14 protein-coding genes and 1 tRNA gene are annotated in these 16,269 nt (G+C 59.6%); 11 read left to right on the plus strand and 4 right to left on the minus strand.

The annotated features are described in order from the left end of the window. Positions 1-67 precede the first annotated feature (67 nt). The 3 genes from BFQ03_RS04170 (at position 68) to BFQ03_RS04180 (ending at position 3,818) form a co-directional block, all read left to right on the plus strand. Complete coding sequence (locus tag BFQ03_RS04170; protein ID WP_032859362.1) at positions 68-940, plus strand: LysR substrate-binding domain-containing protein; 873 nt, start codon at positions 68-70, stop codon at positions 938-940. Then, the gene (mug, locus tag BFQ03_RS04175) at positions 933-1,445 is read left to right on the plus strand and encodes a G/U mismatch-specific DNA glycosylase (RefSeq protein ID WP_065942531.1); all 513 of its coding nucleotides are present in this window, start codon (positions 933-935) and stop codon (positions 1,443-1,445) included. The genes BFQ03_RS04170 and mug overlap by 8 nt, the downstream gene beginning before the upstream one ends. A 165-nt stretch (positions 1,446-1,610) precedes the next feature. Continuing rightward, complete coding sequence (locus BFQ03_RS04180) at positions 1,611-3,818, plus strand: TonB-dependent receptor (RefSeq protein ID WP_065942532.1); 2,208 nt, start codon at positions 1,611-1,613, stop codon at positions 3,816-3,818. Between the two features lie 10 nt (positions 3,819-3,828). On the opposite strand, the gene BFQ03_RS04185 is transcribed toward BFQ03_RS04180, so the two are convergent. Further along, entirely contained in the window at positions 3,829-4,332 is a 504-nt protein-coding gene (locus tag BFQ03_RS04185; RefSeq protein WP_050593321.1) for a hypothetical protein, read from the minus strand. A gap of 132 nt (positions 4,333-4,464) precedes the next feature. Here BFQ03_RS04185 and BFQ03_RS04190 point away from each other — a divergent pair. After that, positions 4,465-4,540 (plus strand) — tRNA-Asn (locus tag BFQ03_RS04190). An 82-nt stretch (positions 4,541-4,622) separates the two neighbouring features. After that, the gene (locus BFQ03_RS04195) at positions 4,623-5,246 is read left to right on the plus strand and encodes a hypothetical protein (RefSeq protein WP_032859356.1); all 624 of its coding nucleotides are present in this window, start codon (positions 4,623-4,625) and stop codon (positions 5,244-5,246) included. A 15-nt stretch (positions 5,247-5,261) separates the two neighbouring features. On the opposite strand, the gene BFQ03_RS04200 is transcribed toward BFQ03_RS04195, so the two are convergent. Next, positions 5,262-6,494, minus strand: coding sequence for a CaiB/BaiF CoA transferase family protein (locus tag BFQ03_RS04200; protein WP_032859353.1), 1,233 nt, complete (start codon positions 6,492-6,494; stop codon positions 5,262-5,264). Between the two features lie 281 nt (positions 6,495-6,775). Here BFQ03_RS04200 and BFQ03_RS04205 point away from each other — a divergent pair, with 281 nt between their 5' ends. The 4 genes from BFQ03_RS04205 to BFQ03_RS04220 all read left to right on the plus strand — a co-directional run bounded on the left by BFQ03_RS04205 (position 6,776) and on the right by BFQ03_RS04220 (position 11,219). Then, positions 6,776-7,633, plus strand: a complete 858-nt coding sequence (locus BFQ03_RS04205; protein WP_065942533.1) for an IclR family transcriptional regulator — start codon at positions 6,776-6,778, stop codon at positions 7,631-7,633. A 69-nt stretch (positions 7,634-7,702) separates the two neighbouring features. Then, on the plus strand, positions 7,703-8,857 hold the full coding sequence (locus BFQ03_RS04210; RefSeq protein ID WP_065942534.1) for an acyl-CoA dehydrogenase family protein: 1,155 nt from the start codon (positions 7,703-7,705) through the stop codon (positions 8,855-8,857). Positions 8,858-9,061: 204 nt separating this feature from the next. After that, positions 9,062-10,336: an MFS transporter gene (locus BFQ03_RS04215; RefSeq protein WP_032859347.1), complete on the plus strand. Its 1,275-nt coding sequence runs from the start codon at positions 9,062-9,064 to the stop codon at positions 10,334-10,336. A 133-nt stretch (positions 10,337-10,469) separates the two neighbouring features. Next, the gene (locus BFQ03_RS04220; RefSeq protein ID WP_065942535.1) at positions 10,470-11,219 is read left to right on the plus strand and encodes an alpha/beta fold hydrolase; all 750 of its coding nucleotides are present in this window, start codon (positions 10,470-10,472) and stop codon (positions 11,217-11,219) included. A gap of 141 nt (positions 11,220-11,360) precedes the next feature. Here the strand turns inward: BFQ03_RS04220 and BFQ03_RS04225 are convergent, their stop codons facing one another. After that, positions 11,361-12,872, minus strand: a complete 1,512-nt coding sequence (locus BFQ03_RS04225; RefSeq protein WP_065942536.1) for a nucleobase:cation symporter-2 family protein — start codon at positions 12,870-12,872, stop codon at positions 11,361-11,363. 172 nt (positions 12,873-13,044) lie between these two features. On the opposite strand from BFQ03_RS04225, the gene BFQ03_RS04230 reads away from it, so the two are divergent. Together BFQ03_RS04230 and BFQ03_RS04235 are read left to right on the plus strand one after the other, a co-directional pair. Continuing rightward, positions 13,045-13,995 carry a LysR family transcriptional regulator gene (locus tag BFQ03_RS04230; protein ID WP_065942537.1) on the plus strand — a complete coding sequence of 317 codons (951 nt, stop codon included), beginning with the start codon at positions 13,045-13,047 and terminating at the stop codon, positions 13,993-13,995. 144 nt (positions 13,996-14,139) lie between these two features. Further along, complete coding sequence (locus BFQ03_RS04235) at positions 14,140-14,973, plus strand: hypothetical protein (RefSeq protein WP_032859335.1); 834 nt, start codon at positions 14,140-14,142, stop codon at positions 14,971-14,973. On the opposite strand, the gene punC is transcribed toward BFQ03_RS04235, so the two are convergent. Next, positions 14,970-16,154: a purine nucleoside transporter PunC gene (punC, locus tag BFQ03_RS04240; protein WP_065942538.1), complete on the minus strand. Its 1,185-nt coding sequence runs from the start codon at positions 16,152-16,154 to the stop codon at positions 14,970-14,972. The two genes, BFQ03_RS04235 and punC, sit on opposite strands and share 4 nt — an antisense overlap. Positions 16,155-16,269: the final 115 nt, after the last annotated feature.

Here is a 16,269-nt window from a genome sequence, read left to right on the forward strand (position 1 = left end):
TACGTTTGGCCAAACCGCCAAACAAACGATGGATTTTGCTGGAAAATGATTAGAAAAACTTATCAGTATGCTTAAGCACTGGCCGCCCCTGGGGGCACTGCGTGGCTTTGAAGCAGCCGCGCGGCTGGGCAGTTTTCATAAGGCTGCCAACGAACTGCACCTGACCCAATCGGCCATCAGCCAGCAGATCCGCAGCCTGGAAGCGTACCTGGAACAGCCGTTGTTCTTTCGCAATGGGCGCAGCGTCGCCCTGACCGATGCCGGCCATGATTTCCTCAGCACCACCCAGGCCCTGTTGCAGCAACTGTCGGTGGGCGTGCGTCGACTGGGGCAGTACCGCAAGGCCAATCAACTGGTGCTCAACACCACGCCCGCCTTTGCCCGCCACTGGTTGCTGCCGCGCCTGGGGGATTTTCGCCGGCGCCACCCGGACGTGGACTTATGGCTGTTCAGCACCGATGAAGTGCCGGACATGGCCACCCAGACCATCGACCTTGCCGTGCGCGATGACATCAGCGCCCAGGCCGAGTGCAGCTTCAAAGTGCTGCATGCCGACCGCCTGTATCCCGCCGCCCATCCCAGCGTACTGACCCTGCCCCGCGAACAGCGCACGACCCTGCATGGCGAGCGGGAAATGGACTGGAGCCATTGGGCGGTGGAGGCCGGGATCGATGTCGGCCAGCAGGACCAGGGCCTGAATTTTTCCGATCCCGGCCTGTTGCTGGACGCGGCCTGCGGCGGCCTGGGTATCGCGCTGGTCAGCCAATTGCTGAGCCAGCACGCGCGGGACAATGGCCTGCTGCAACCTTTGGTCGAGGCGACCATTCGCGGCCCCAACTGGGCCTTGCTGACCCACCGTGACAGCGAAAACGACCCATTGGCGCGCAGCTTCAGCCAGTGGCTGATAGGCAACCTGACGCCTGGAGGCTCGGATGAGTGAGGGGCTGGAAGATATTCTGAGCGAACGGCTGGCGGTGATCTTTTGTGGGATCAACCCCGGCCTGCTCGCCGCTACCCAGGGCCATCACTTCGCCGGGCGCGGCAACCGCTTCTGGCGCACCCTGCACCTGGCCGGGTTTACCCCGCATCAAGTGCCCCCCGAGGAGGATCGGACGATCTTGCAGTACGGCTGCGGGCTGACCACGGTGGTAGAGCGGCCAACGGCGCGGGCGGATCAGTTATCGCTGGATGAGTTCAAGGCAGCGGCCGAAGGGTTTGAACACAAGATCCGCCGCAATGCACCGCGCTATGTGGCGTTTCTGGGTAAGGCGGGGTATTGCGCATTGTCGGGCCAGCGGGAGGTCGCGTGGGGACTTCAATCCAGGACGTTGGGGGATGCTGCGGTGTGGGTACTGCCTAATCCCAGTGGCAGAAACCTCGCCTTTACGCTGGACCAACTGGTGGATGCCTACCGTCAGTTGCGCCAGGCAATGGATGGCAGATAACCAACATCTCTCACAAGTGCCTTGATAAAGCCGCTTCACCCGAAAGCGGCCGATGCAAAGTTCCCATAGCCACACCTCAATATGTAACATTTTATGCCAAAACAGTTTTTAGCATAAATTCTCAAATAGTATTGGTTCTCATTTTAATAATTGAGAATAATTCCCATGCGCGCCGGCACCACCCCTCCACTCCCACAGCGTCACCTTCTGGCTTCTACCATCAGCGTTGCCATCGCCTCGTCTTCCGGCTTTGCTATCGCCGCCGAAGGCCAGAAGGCCCTGCAATTGGATAGCATCAAGATCGAAGCCGCGCGCAAAGACTCCAGGACCGAGCACTCGGCGTCGAGTAAATATGTGGCCCCGCTACTCGATACGCCGCAAACCATCACCGTGGTGTCGCCCAAAGTGATTCAGGAGCAGCAGGCACTGAGCCTGCGCCAGGTGCTGTCCAACGTGTCGGGCATTACCTTCAATGCCGGTGAAGGGGGTGGCGGATCTGGGGACAGCATTAACATCCGCGGCTTCTCTGCCAACAGCAACATCCAGATCGATGGCCTGCGCGACAGTGCGCAAACCAGCCGCACCGATACGTTCAACGTCGAACAAGTGGAAGTGATCAAAGGCCCCAACTCGGTATTCGGCGGTGCCGGCACCACAGGCGGCAGCATCAATATCATCAGTAAACAGCCTCAGGATCAGGCATTCACCCGCCTTGGCGGCAGTATTGGCACTGACAACTACTACCGTCTGACACTGGACACCAACCAGCCGCTTGAGGGTGTAGGCGACAACAGCGCGGTGCGCCTCAACCTGATGGGGCATCAGAACGACGTCGCCGGCCGTGAAGAGATCGATCGGGAACGCTGGGGGATCGCGCCGTCGCTGCGGTTGGGCTTCAACGAATCTACAAGCCTTACCCTCAGTGCATTTCACCAAGTCGATGACAATTTGCCGGACTACGGCGTCCCGGCGCTCGACGGCAAACGTTTGTCCGGCGTTGACCGCGATGCTTACTTCGGCTGGAAGAATCTCGACAAGGAGAAGCTCGAACAAAGCGCCTTCACCGCCAACTTTGAACACGACTTCAACGACAACCTGCGCCTGCAAAACCTCACACGCTACAGCCGTACTGACCGCGATACCATCGTGTCGGCCTCGCACGTCAACACCGGCGGCGTGCCAGCGGGCCGCTACCGCCCGGCTGGCCCACAAGCTTATGGACGTGATGCCATCACCGAAATGTGGATCAACCAAACCAACCTGATCAGCAACTTTCAACTTGCCGGAATGCGCCATGACCTGGTGACCGGTGTTGAAATCTCCCGTGAAACCCTGGACCTGAAAACCTACAACCATGGCCTCGGTACCTCTTTGTACCCCGGCAACGGTTATGACCTGGGCAATCCGCCTGGCCACTGGAGTGGCCCGGTCAACAAAACCACCAGCGGTTACACCGAAACCAAACTGACCGACAAAGCGTTGTACCTGTTCGACTCCATCGCCCTGCATGAGCAATGGGACCTCAACCTGGGCCTGCGTTACGACAAGATCGAAGGCCGGGCAAACGGATACACAGGCACCCACGTACAAACCTCCAGCCTGTCCTCCACCGACGAAAAACTGAGTGCCCGCACCGGCCTGGTGTACAAGCCGACCGAGAACGGTCGCTTCTATGTTGCCTGGGGCAACTCTTTCAACCCATCGGCAGAAAACCTGGCATCAAACGGCGGCGGCTTGAGTGCGGCGACCGAAAACCTGGCGCCGGAGAAAAATGAGACCTGGGAGCTGGGTACCAAATGGGAGCTGTTGGACAAACGCGTGGAGCTGGATGCCGCGCTGTTTCGTGTCGAAAAAACCAACGCTCGCGAAACGATGTCTGACGGCTCCACCCAGTTGGCCGGCAAACAACGCGTGCAAGGCTTCGAACTCGGCGTGACCGGTCGCGTCACTGAACTGTGGGATGTGTTCGCCAACTACACCTTCCTCGACAGCGAAACCCTGGATGCCGCCAACACGCCAGCCGGTAATGATCGCAAAGGCCAAGCCCTGGGAAATACGCCACCGCACTCATTCAACCTGTGGACAACCTATGAACTGCCGGCTGGCTGGTCTGTCGGTTATGGTGCGCGATATGCCAGCAAACGCAATGTAACCTCCAGCACCACCGCCAAGCTGGATGCCTTCTGGGTGCACAACGCGATGGTGGGTTATCAGGTCAACGACGATTTGGAGCTGCAGTTGAACGTCAATAACCTGTTCAACAAGGACTATGTCGAGCGAGTACGCCAGCAGAACGGCAACGCTGCACGCTCCTCGGCTATTGAATACGGCGATGCGCGCTCAGCGATTGCTTCGGCGACCTACTCGTTCTGATCAGAACCATTCATACCCCCCGCTCACGCGGGGGCTCGCCCAGGCACGCCGCCTGCGCCCGCTCGGAAAGCGGGACGCTGCTGGGCAGCAGACTCAGGACATAAGCCACTCGCGATGCACTGCCCAGGTTCACGATGAAGGTGAACGGCGAGTCGGTGAATTCAAAAATCAGGTTGAAGGTGCCATAGGCGCTGCGCGTGTCCACCAGCAAAATATCGTGAAACATGCGCTGCTTTTGCCGAAAAACCCGGTAAAACAACTGCTGACCGTCAAGGCGAAACATCGGGTTAAGACTATTGGAAGCCACAGCCACCCAAGGAACACGCCTCAACCCGGTGAACGTCGCCAACACTGGAATCGCCTTACCATCAAGACCAGTGTCAAGGGCGTAGGCAGGCGCTGCCGACTTGGGTTTTCGTAGCTTTTTAAACAACCAATACATGAACCAAAACGACAGGCCCTGGGCGATAATCACCATCGCGCCAAAAGCTAACTCTACCCAACTGAAACTCATGAACTTTTCCTTGGGCACTCGGCACCGAAGGTATTGCGGCGATAGGCAATCCGTTGCGTACCCTGCCATGCACAGGCACAAAAAACACGAAACGTTTGACTTATCCTTTTCAATCAGTAAGATACGCCGCATTCCGCGATAGCTCAGTTGGTAGAGCAAATGACTGTTAATCATTGGGTCCCTGGTTCGAGTCCAGGTCGTGGAGCCATACACTAGAAGAAGCCTGCAGAAATGCAGGCTTTTTTTTGCCCGAAATTTCTCGTGTCCCCCTATCGACAAGGAGTCGACCCGTGAAAAAACTGCATGACCATCCCTTTTTCAAACCGCGCCGCCCCACCGCCACACTGACACCGAAAAAGCCCACGCTTTCCTCCGGCACCCTCCTTTCCCTGGCAGCAGTGGTGATTTCCATTGCCGCCGCGTCGATTTCCTTCTGGCAACTGGACCTGATGCGCGAGCACAACCGCCTTTCCGTACGGCCCTACCTGATGATTACACCGCATTTGACGGCGAAAAAAAGCGGACTGTACTTATCCAACGAAGGGATTGGGCCGGGCATCATCACGTCGTTCACTGTTCGCGTCGGCGACAAGCAGTTCGACGGGCTGGGGGACAGTCGCTGGCCGGCCGTGCTGGAGAAAGCGCGATTGAATCCCGAGTGTTTCGCCAAAGGCTGGCCTACCGAAGGCGCAGCGGTCAGGCCTGGAAATGACATCGTGATTCTGGAGCCGACTAAAAGCACGCAGTTCGGCCCCTTGTGCCTGCTGCAAATGAGCCTGTTCCTGCAAAGGAATGACGTGTTTGTGGAGATGCACTATGAATCGCTCTACAAGGAACCCTTCACCTTTTCCGGCCCGTTGAGCATGAATGAAGCCATGGACATGGGCGCATTGGGCAAAATATTGCAGCGGTGACCACGCGCGCCCTCGTTACGGTAACTGTTCAATCACCCCACTGCTCTTCAACAGCCCCAACTGCTCACTGGACAACCCCAACCGCCCCGCCAACACCTCATCCGTATGCTGGCCCAACATCGGCGCCGGTCGCACGTACTCCACCGGGGTGCCGGACATCTTGATCGGGCTGCCGACCATGGCGAAGTCAGGGTTTTGCGGATGGGGAATCTTCACCATCAGTTCGCGGGCGATTACCTGTGGCTCTTCCAGGGATTGGGCGATGTTGTTGATCGCACCCACCGGGACTTTCGAGGCATGGATACAGGCGACCCACTCATCCGCCGTGCGTCCAAGAAAGTGCGCCGACAACAGCTCGACGATCTCGGCGCGATGAGCAACGCGATCGGCATTGCGCCGAAAGCGCGGATCATCCGGCAGGTGTGGCAGGCCGATGCTCTGGCACAACGCGATAAATTGGCTGTCGTTGCCGCAGGCGATGATGAAGTCGCGGTCGGCCGCACGGAACACCTGGTACGGCACGATGTTGGCGTGGGCATTGCCAAAGCGCTGGGGTACTTTGCCAGAGGCCAGGTAGTTCATGCTCTGGTTGGCCAGGGTCGCGACTTGCACATCCAGCAGGGCCATATCGATATGCTGGCCGACGCCGCTGCGTTCGCGGCTGAGCAGCGCGGCCTGGATCGCCACGGTGGAATACAGCCCGGTCATCAGATCAGAAAATGCCACGCCGACCTTTTGCGGGCCGCCGCCCGGCAAGTCATCGCGCTCGCCGGTGATGCTCATCAGCCCGCCAATACCCTGGATGATGAAATCGTAACCGGGCTCTTCGGCACGTGGGCCGGTCTGGCCGAAACCGGTGATGGAGCAATACACCAAACGTGGATTGACCTCGGCCAGAGTCGCATAGTCCAGGCCGTAGCGCGCCAGGGAGCCGGCCTTGTAGTTCTCGATCAGCACATCGGAGCTGGCCGCCAGCGCCCGTACCAGTTCCTGGCCTTGCGCACTGGCCAGGTCGATGGCCACCGACAGCTTGCCACGGTTGGTGGACTGGTAATACGACGCTTGCCCGGACGACTCGCCGGTGTCGGTCTTCATCCACGGCGGCCCCCAACCACGTGTGTCGTCGCCACTGTGCGGGCGTTCGATCTTGATCACTTCCGCGCCCAGGTCCGCCAACACCTGGCCACACCAGGGACCGGCCAACACCCGGCTCAAATCCAGTACCCGCAAACCTGTTAAAGCACCCATTGTTTTTATTCCTGAAGGTCTGTATCGCCGACTGTGGGTTATAGATTAAAACCCATGACTTATTTTGCAGTGCGGAATAACATTTCGCATTTTCAACAAATGATATGTAGCAGCATGGAGGATGTAAACGTAAAAACCTAAAACCCCAATAAAAATAACCATAAGTAACTGTTTTAAAATGAATAAATATGAAGACACAGCTAAAGCTCAATAAATTCAATTGTTTCGCACAGCGGAATATGGTTTTGTTTTGTTGATTTTATAAAAGAAGGATGTCTACCATGCGCCGTCGAAGCCTGGACCCGAACACACCAGAGACACCTGCAGGCAGCACTGCTTTCGAACACCTGCTGGTGGATCCGATGAACACCGAAGAGGAGGAAGACAAGGACCGCCAGTTCATCACGGCACTGGCCCGTGGCCTGGAGTTGCTGCGCTGCTTTACCCCTAGCGAAAGCGTGTTGAGTAATCAGGAACTGGCGCGCAAGACCGGCCTGCCGAAACCGACGATTACCCGCATGACCCACACCCTGACCCGCTTGGGTTACCTCAAGCACCTGCCGCAGTCGGGCCGGTACCAGTTGAATGTGGGCGTGATGGCGTTTGGTTACGCGATGCTTTCCAACCTGTCGGTGCGGGCCGTGGCCCACCCGGTGATGGAGACCATGGCCAAGTACGCCCAGGCCGCCGTCGCGATGGCTACCCGGGACCGCCTGGACATGGTGTACCTGGACGTGGTCCAGGGCGAAGCGAACATGACCATGCGCCGCCAGGTCGGCACGCGCTTGCCGCTGCACTTGAGTTCTGCGGGGCGTGCGTGCCTGGCGGCGATGCCGGGGAACGAGCGTGAATTCATGCTTGAGCATATCCGCCAGCGCCATCCGGAGGATTGGCCAAAGATTCGCAAAGGGCTGGAGCGCGCGTTCCGGGATTACACCGACTTCGGCTACTGCATGTCGATCGGTGAGTGGCACCGCGATGTCAACGCCATCGCCGTGCCCATGCTGCACACACAACATGGGCTGTTGACGTTCAACTGTGGCGGGCCGAGTTTTCACCTTTCCCGGGAAAAACTCGAAGACGACATCGGGCCGCGTCTCAAGCACATGGTCAATAACATCGAGGCCGCTGCCCGCTAGACAGATCGGTGCACGGCCTTGGCAGATTCAATACAACAGGCCCGCCGAACGGGCCGCCGAGGAATGTACATGATCCGAGACCCGCAAACGCTTGACCTGCTGCTGGACTCCATTCGCCAGTTCGTCAACGAAGCGCTGATACCCCGGGAAAACGAAGTCGCCGAGACTGATGAAATCCCGGCGGATATCGTCCAGCAATTCCAGGACATGGGCCTGTTCGGCCTGACCTTGCCCGAAGCCTATGGCGGCCTGGGCGCGACCATGGAAGAAGAAGTGAGCATTGCCTTCGAGCTGGGTCGCACCTCGCCGGCGTTCCGCTCCTACTTCGGCACCAACAATGGCATCGGCGCCATTGGCATTCTGCTGGACGGCACCGAGGCGCAGAAACAACACTACTTGCCCAAGCTTGCCAGCGGCGAGTTGCTCAGTTCGTTCTGTCTGACCGAACCGGATTCCGGCTCTGACGCCGCCTCGCTGAAAACCACCGCCGTGCGCGATGGCGAGCATTACGTGATCAATGGCACCAAGCGCTTTATCACCAACGCGCCCCACGCCGGGGTTTTCACGGTGATGGCCCGCACCAACCCGCACATCAAGGGCTCCGGTGGCATCAGCGCATTTATCATCGAGCGCAACACGGCGGGCGTGTCCCTGGGCAAGCGCGACCATAAGATGGGCCAGAAAGGCGCCCATACCAGCGACGTGATTTTCGACAATGTACGGGTGCCTGCCGAGCAACTGATTGGCGGCGTCGAGGGTGTGGGCTTCAAGACCGCGATGAAGGTGCTCGACAAGGGTCGGCTGCATATCGCGGCTATCAGCGTCGGTGCAGCAGAGCGCATGCTCGACGATGCCCTGCACTACGCCATCGACCGCAAGCAATTCGGCCAGCCGATTGCCGAGTTCCAGTTGATCCAGGCCATGCTCGCCGACAGCAAGGCTGAAATCTATGCGGCCCGCTGCATGGTGCTGGACGCCGCGCGCAAGCGTGACGAGGGCCTGAATATCGGCACCGAAGCCTCCTGCGCAAAAATGTTCGCCACGGAAATGTGCGGTCGCGTGGCTGACCGTTGCGTACAGATCCACGGCGGCGCGGGCTATGTGAGCGAATACGCGATCGAGCGGTTCTATCGCGATGTGCGCCTGTTCCGCCTGTATGAAGGCACCACGCAGATCCAGCAGTTGGTGATCGCGCGCAACATGATTCGCGAGGCCCAGCGCTAAACCCCACACAACCCTTTGGGGGGAACCGGGCTTGTGTGGGAGCGGGCTTGCCCGCGATGACGGTGCATCATTCGATATTAAAGTTGACTGACACGCCGCTATCGCGGGCAAGCCCGCTCCCACACAAGCCCGCTCCCACAGTAGATATTCATTGTTCATGCAGCACCCATAACCAGTGCCCTACAACTACAACAAGGTATCGCTATGGAAGTCGCCACATCGACGGGGGCGTTGTCGCCCGCAAAAAACAACCTGTGGATCATTGTCTTCATCTTCTGCTTCCTCGGTCTTTTGATCGACGGCGCAGACTTGATGCTACTTTCCTACAGCCTCAGCAGCCTGAAGGCCGAGTTCGGCCTGACCAGTGTCGAAGCTGGCAGCCTGGGCAGTTTCACCCTGGCCGGGATGGCGGTCGGCGGGATTTATGGGGGCTGGGCCTGTGACCGCTTTGGCCGGGTCAAGACCGTGGTGTGGAGCATCGTGCTGTTCTCGGTAGGCACCGCGATCCTCGGCCTGACCCACAGCTACTGGCAGTTCGCGGCCACCCGCTTTTTCGCCTCCCTCGGGCTGGGCGCACTGTATGTCGCGTGCAATACCCTGATGGCCGAATACGTACCGACCCGCTACCGCACCACCGTGCTCGGCACCCTGCAGGCCGGCTGGTCGGTGGGTTACATCGTCGCCACCTTGCTGGCCGGCTGGATCCTGCCGGACCACGGCTGGCGCTGGCTGTTCTACGTGGCGATCATCCCGGTGATCCTCGCCGTACTGATGCAACGCCTGGTGCCAGAACCCCAGGCCTGGCTCAACGCCCAGGCCGAACGTGCGCGGGAAAAAGCCGAAGGCATCCAGCGCGTTTCGGCGAAAAAGCCCGATGGCATGTTCAAGCTGATCTTCAGCGACCCCAGGGCCAGCCGCATGTTCCTGCTCTGGGCGCTGACCGCAGGCTTCCTGCAGTTCGGCTACTACGGGGTCAACAACTGGATGCCGTCCTACCTGGAAGGCGAACTGGGGATGAACTTCAAGTCGATGACCAGCTACATGGTCGGTACCTACGCGGCGATGATTTTCGGCAAGATCCTCGCCGGCCTCGCGGCTGATCGCCTGGGTCGGCGTGTGGTGTTTGCCTTCGGTGCCCTCGGCACGGCGGTGTTCCTGCCGGTGATCGTGCTGTACCAGAGCCCGGACAACATCCTCTGGCTGCTGATTGCCTTCGGCTTCCTGTACGGCATTCCCTACGGCGTGAATGCGACCTACATGACCGAAAGCTTCGAAGCGAAATTCCGCGGCTCGGCCGTGGGCGGCGCCTACAACATCGGCCGGGTTGGCGCGGCAGTAGCGCCGGCGGCCATTGGCTTCCTGGCGTCCCACGGCTCGATTGGCGTGGGCTTTATGGTGATGGGCGCGGCGTACTTTATCTGCGGGGTGATCCCGGCGCTGTTTATCCGTGACAAGCAGTTTGATCCGCAGAAGCAATAAGCCAAACCTGGGCGGGAGCCGGGTTACCGGTTCCCACCTGGGTCAGCAGGAAAACCTAGCCGTTTTGCCAGTTACTTAAACGCTTTGTTCAAACTATCGTGTACCCGACCAATTGCTGATGGCAGGGCCGGAAATGGAATTCATCGAACAGACCCACCAGGGCTACGCCGCCTTTCGCGGCTACCAGACCTGGTATCGCGTGACCGGGAACCTCGACAGCGGCAAGCCCCCCTTGGTCATCCTCCATGGTGGCCCCGGCGGTACCCATGACTATCTGGACGCCTTCAAGGACGTAGCTGCCAGTGGCCATGCGGTGATTCATTACGACCAACTGGGCAATGGCCATTCCACCCACCTGCCCCACCAGCCCGCCGATTTCTGGACGGTTGAACTGTTTCTCGAAGAGCTGGACAACCTGCTCGACCATCTGCGCATCAGCAACCATTACGCGATCCTCGGGCACGCCTGGGGCGCCAGGCTCGGCAGTGAACACGCGATTCGCCAACCCAAGGGCCTGTGCGCACTTATCGCCGCCAACCTGGCTGCCGGCTTCGATGACCAGCCTCTGTGCCGGATCAACCCGTGGCCCGAAGAAGTGGCACGCACCTTCGCCCAGATGGCGGCCGATCCTACGGTGTACAACGCCCTGCACGGCCCGATCAGGATTGGCCAGCTAACGCAGATCCGAGTACCGACCCTGATGATTTGCGGGCGCCATAACCAGGTCATACCACTGGAATTCAAGGTGTTCCTCGATGAAATCGCCGATGTGCGCGAGGCGTTGTTCGAAGACTCCAGCCATATGCCCCATGTCGAAGAGCGCCAGGCTTGCATGGGCACAGTGGTGAAGTTTTTGGATGAGGCCTGTCACCCCCGATGTTGAAACCACACATATCAAATGTGGGAGCGGCGGTGCGACGATTCGACTTGCTCGCGAAAGCCGTTTTTCAGTCGCCGGATGTACCGACTGATCCACCGCTTTCGCGAGCAAGCCCGCTCCCACATTTAGTGCGTGGTGTTCGGGCTAAACCTCGCTGGTTTCAGCCCTGCCCGGCGCCGTCGCTTTGTGCTGCGAGTTCGCCACCACCGGAATTTCCTTACCGTCGGCATCGAACAATTTGCCTTTGCTGAAGTAATCCCCATCCCGCAGTGCCGCCACATCCTGGAAGCACAGGCTACGCTCGGTGCCGGCGACGAACACCGACTGCTGGTCTGAGTTACCGGCGGTGAAGTGGTTGAACGCCAAGTTCAGCAGGATCGCCATGATCGCCGAGGAGCTGATCCCCGAGTGGAAAATGGTGGCGAACCAGCTGGGGAACTGATCGTAGAAACTTGGTGCGGCGATGGGGATCATGCCGAAACCGATGGAGGTGGCGACGATGATCAGGTTCATGTTGTTGCGGTAATCGACCTTGGACAACGTACGGATCCCACTGGCCGCCACGGTGCCGAACAACACGATCCCGGCGCCGCCCAGTACCGAGGTCGGTACCGCCGCAATCACCCGGCCCATAAAGGGCAACAGACCAAGGATCACCAGGAACAGGCCGCCCGTGGCCACCACATAACGACTCTTGACCCCGGTCACCGCCACCAGGCCGACGTTCTGGGCGAAGGCGCTTTGCGTAAACGAGCCGAAGATCGGCGCGAACATGCTCGACAACATGTCCGCACGCAGGCCGTTGCCCAGGCGCTTGGAGTCAACCTTGGTGTCGATGATCTCGCCCACCGCGAGGATATCCGCCGAGGTTTCCACCAGCGTCACCATGACCACGATGCACATGGAAAGGATCGCGGCCACATGGAAGGTCGGCATGCCGAAATGGAACGGCGTGGGGAAACCGATCATCGGGCCTTGGGCCACGGTAGAGAAGTCCGCCATGCCCAGGAACACTGCGATCAGCGTACCAAACACCATCGCCAGCAGGATCGACAGGCGCGAGATCGTGGCGCTGCCCACCTTGCTCAACAACAGCACCAGCACCAGGGTGATGGCCGCCAGGCCAATGTTCGGCATGCTGCCGAAATCCGCGGCACGGCTGTTGCCGCCCATGGCCCAACGGGCGGCGACCGGCATCAGCGTCAGGCCGATGGTGGTAATCACGATCCCGGTCACCAGGGGCGGGAAAAACTTGGTAATTCGCGAAAAGATCGGGGTGATCAGCAACCCGATCAACGACGCGGCCATCACCGCGCCAAGGATCGCCGGCACACCGCCCGCACCATCGCTGCCGACAATCGCCACCATGGTCGCCACGCCGGCAAACGACACCCCTTGCACCAGCGGCAACTGGCAGCCAAAAAACGGCAGGCCCAGGGTTTGCAACAACGTGGCCAGGCCACCGGCAAACAACGACGCCGCGATCAACAGGCCAATATCGGCTGGAGATAACCCGGCCGCCTGGCCAACGATCAACGGCACGGCGACGATGCCGCCGTACATAGTCAGTACATGCTGCAGGCCGTAAGCCATGTTGGCAGCGACGCCAAGATTCTCATCTTCTGGCCGTTGCGGTGACGCCTTCGGGATAGTCATGGTGAGGGGATCTCTGTTTTTGTTGTGCGCTCACTGTATGCAATAGAAAGATTGGATGTCCATAGAGTTGTATACAATCATTTCCACAAGATACCTGCCATCGACGTTACAAAAATCCATTCAGCCGCCCTGCCCCAAGGCTTGAAGCCGTGCCCACAAGGACCTGAAAAAAATGCTCAACCGCACGCTGCGCATCCACTCTGCGGCCATTTGCTACTTCGATATGGTCCGTCGCTGCCATTCGATCCGCGAAGCCGCGCGCCGGCTGAACGTGGCATCGTCCGCAGTGAACCGGCAAATTCTCAAGCTTGAAGACGAAGTCGGCGCGCCTCTGTTCGAACGCCTGCCCGGCGGGCTGCGCCTGACCGCTGCCGGGGAAATCCTGACCCGCCATGTGACCCTGGTGCTGCAGGATGTGGAACGGGTACGCGGCGAACTGGAAGGATTGAACCAAGTGCAGACCGGGCATGTGGAAATCGCCACGGTGGAAGGCGCCACGGTGGAGTTGTTGCCGGCCGTGCTCAAGCGCATGCGCCAGCGCTATCCGGCGGTGACCATCGGTGTGACCGTGCAGGGTTCACAATCGATTCCGGCAGCGGTGATCAACGGCCAGGCGGACCTGGGGCTGGCTTTTGCCCTGCCGCGCAGCGCAGAAACCACGCAACTGTGTGTCGGCCATTTCCGCCTTGGTGCGTTGGTGGCTCCGGGTCACCCACTGGCCTCCCACGCCAGCGTCAGCTACACCCTGTGCGCTGAACACGGGGTGATCCAGGCCAACAGCGAGCTGTCGATCCACCACTTGATCGCCCCGCTGCACAAGCGTTCGCCGGCTGCGCACAAGCCGTTGCTGCAAAGCAACTCCATGGAACTGGCGCGGCAGTTGGCGCGTCAGCAGTTGGGGGTGGCGTTCCAGACGCGGATCGGGATCGAGGCCGATTTGGCCAGGGGTGAGTTGCTGCATATCCCCCTGAGTGATCAGGGCGGAATGTTCAGCGACCTGGGGCTGTATGCGCGCAAGGGTCGGGATTTGCCTACGGCAGTCGAGTCGATGGCCCACCTGATCAGCGAGGAAATCGCTTTGCGTGAACGCGAGGAATTACCCTGTACACCACGCATTTCCTGACCTTTTGGCCAACTTCAGTGCTGCCGATTCGGCAGCGGCCCAGTCGACATTCTGTTCTTTGAGCGTCACCGAGGTTGTGCCGATACTGCGCCCGGCAGCCCTTGCACGGCTGCCAAGAGCCAAAACGCCAAAGGAATTAAAACAATGAAAAAGGCACTGCACGGCGCAACCGTATTATTCACCCTCCTCGGCGGCGGGGAGGCTGTCGCGGTGGAGTGGATGAACAACAGCGTAGGATTTCGCTACGGGCAACAGTTCACCAATCCGAACAACCCCGACGACTTCAGCAAACGCATCTACAGCTTCACCCACGCCAGCGGCTACCAGTACGGCAGTAACTTCCTCAACCTCGACGTGTTCCTGTCCGACAGCCGCGACCCGCGCAAGGGCACCGATCACGGCGGCAGTGAAGTGTATGCGGTCTATCGGCACCAGCTGTATGCGTCACGGATATTTGACCAGCCGCTGGGCACGGGGCTGATCAAGGATTACGCGCTGACCCTGGGGTTCGACGCCAACCGCAACAACAACCTGGCCTCGGCGAAAAAGCGCGCCCTGGTGATCGGGCCGACCCTGAAGTTCAACACGGTCGGGGTGCTGGACCTGAGCCTGATGTACTACAAGGAAAACAACCATTCCGGAATCCCCGGGGCGAAGGATCCGAACCACACCTTCGACGACACCTACATGCTCAACCTGACCTGGATGCGCCCGTTCGAGATCGGCAACCATGGCGCAAAATTCCAGGGGTTCATCAACCATGTCGGGGACAAGGGCCACGACTACAACAGTCGCGACACTGCGGCCGAGACCCTGATGCGCACCGCGCTGATGGTCGCGGTACGGCCAGGCAAAAGCGTCAAGCCCAACCTGTACCTGGGCGTGGGCTACGAATACTGGCATAACAAGTTCGGTGTGGATGGCGGCCGTGGTAGCCGCACCTCGACACCAACCGTGAACATGGAAGTGACGTTTTAAGCCGCCGCCAGCTCCGACTCATCCGACTTGGGCCGCGCCAGCCAATACCCCAGCACCGCCAGCGGCGCGGTCGCCAGCATCACGATTGCGGTGATCTGCAAGGGTTCCTCGATCAGCGACGACACCAGCAGGCTGGCGACAAAGCACAAGCCCAGTTGCAGGGTGTTTTGCAGCGCGGCAGCCTTGCCGGAGTTTTCCGAAAAAGGCATCAGCGCATTCGCCACCACAATCGGGTAGCTGGCGCCGTTGACCAGGGCCATCAGGCAGAACGGAATCAGCAAGGTGGTCAGTGTCGGCACCGTCAGGGTCGCCACCAGATACAGCGCCACCATGCTGATGCAGTACGCCACCAGCAACCAGGGCAACAGGACTTTGCCCTGGAACCGTTGCAAGGCACTGCGGCAACTGTAGCCACCCACCAGAAACGCCAGGGTCGGCAGGACATAGCTCAGGCCAATGTCATTGGGGCTGTAACCCATGCCACCAAGAATAAACGGCGATGCGGTCAGCCAGGCGAAGAAACTGGCGGAGCATGCGGCAAAGATCATCACGTTGCCGGTGAACACCCGCGACTTGAACAGTTGCCCGTAGCCCAACCGGACTTTTTCGCCGTCGCCAGCCAGGCGTTTGGGCATGGATTTGAGCAACAACGTTGGCACCAGCAATAACAGCGAGACGCCCAGCAACACGGCGAAGATCGCCTGCCAGCCCCAGTGATTCAACACCACCGCGCCCAACAGCGGCGCCAGCGCCGGTGACAGGGACATCAGCGGCATGATGCTGGCAAACACCCGATGCGCCTTGTCGGCCGGGTAACGGTCAATCACCAGCGCCTGCCAACTGACAGCGGCGCTGCACACCCCGATCGACTGCACAAACCGCAACGCCAGCAGTTGCGGCGCGGTCTCGACCCAGAACATCCCCAGGCAGCCGAGCACAAACAGACTCAGGCCGGCCAGCAGGATTGGCTTGCGCCCCAGGCGGTCAGACAGCGGCCCCCAGAGCAGTTGCCCCACGGCAAAACCGGCGAGGAAGATGCTCAGACTGGCGCCCACCGCACCGGGTGAAATCTGCAGGTGTTCGCCCATGGCGCCGAACGCGGGCAAATACATATCCATGGCCAGGTAGCCGAGCATGCTCAGCCCCGCCAGGTACCAGGTGAAACCAAAAGAGTTTTTCATTGAAGCCTTGTAGGTCCTGCCATCAAACAATTTGCTGACTGGCGCCTATTATGAAGCTGACAGCCGCCCTGTGAAGCGATAATAATTGGACACTCTTATCAATATTTTTGAAGGC

This window comes from Pseudomonas sp. 25 R 14, from assembly GCF_900004755.1.
Lineage (GTDB): Bacteria > Pseudomonadota > Gammaproteobacteria > Pseudomonadales > Pseudomonadaceae > Aquipseudomonas > Aquipseudomonas brenneri.

Coding starts and splice junctions, on each gene's coding strand:
- BFQ03_RS04170 (WP_032859362.1), top strand. CDS start 68: ATGCTTAAGCACTGGCCGCCCCTGGGGGCACTGCGTGGCTTTGAAGCA.
- mug (WP_065942531.1), top strand. CDS start 933: ATGAGTGAGGGGCTGGAAGATATTCTGAGCGAACGGCTGGCGGTGATC.
- BFQ03_RS04180 (WP_065942532.1), top strand. CDS start 1,611: ATGCGCGCCGGCACCACCCCTCCACTCCCACAGCGTCACCTTCTGGCT.
- BFQ03_RS04185 (WP_050593321.1), bottom strand. CDS start 4,332: ATGAGTTTCAGTTGGGTAGAGTTAGCTTTTGGCGCGATGGTGATTATC.
- BFQ03_RS04200 (WP_032859353.1), bottom strand. CDS start 6,494: ATGGGTGCTTTAACAGGTTTGCGGGTACTGGATTTGAGCCGGGTGTTG.
- BFQ03_RS04205 (WP_065942533.1), top strand. CDS start 6,776: ATGCGCCGTCGAAGCCTGGACCCGAACACACCAGAGACACCTGCAGGC.
- BFQ03_RS04210 (WP_065942534.1), top strand. CDS start 7,703: ATGATCCGAGACCCGCAAACGCTTGACCTGCTGCTGGACTCCATTCGC.
- BFQ03_RS04215 (WP_032859347.1), top strand. CDS start 9,062: ATGGAAGTCGCCACATCGACGGGGGCGTTGTCGCCCGCAAAAAACAAC.
- BFQ03_RS04220 (WP_065942535.1), top strand. CDS start 10,470: ATGGAATTCATCGAACAGACCCACCAGGGCTACGCCGCCTTTCGCGGC.
- BFQ03_RS04225 (WP_065942536.1), bottom strand. CDS start 12,872: ATGACTATCCCGAAGGCGTCACCGCAACGGCCAGAAGATGAGAATCTT.
- BFQ03_RS04230 (WP_065942537.1), top strand. CDS start 13,045: ATGCTCAACCGCACGCTGCGCATCCACTCTGCGGCCATTTGCTACTTC.
- BFQ03_RS04235 (WP_032859335.1), top strand. CDS start 14,140: ATGAAAAAGGCACTGCACGGCGCAACCGTATTATTCACCCTCCTCGGC.
- punC (WP_065942538.1), bottom strand. CDS start 16,154: ATGAAAAACTCTTTTGGTTTCACCTGGTACCTGGCGGGGCTGAGCATG.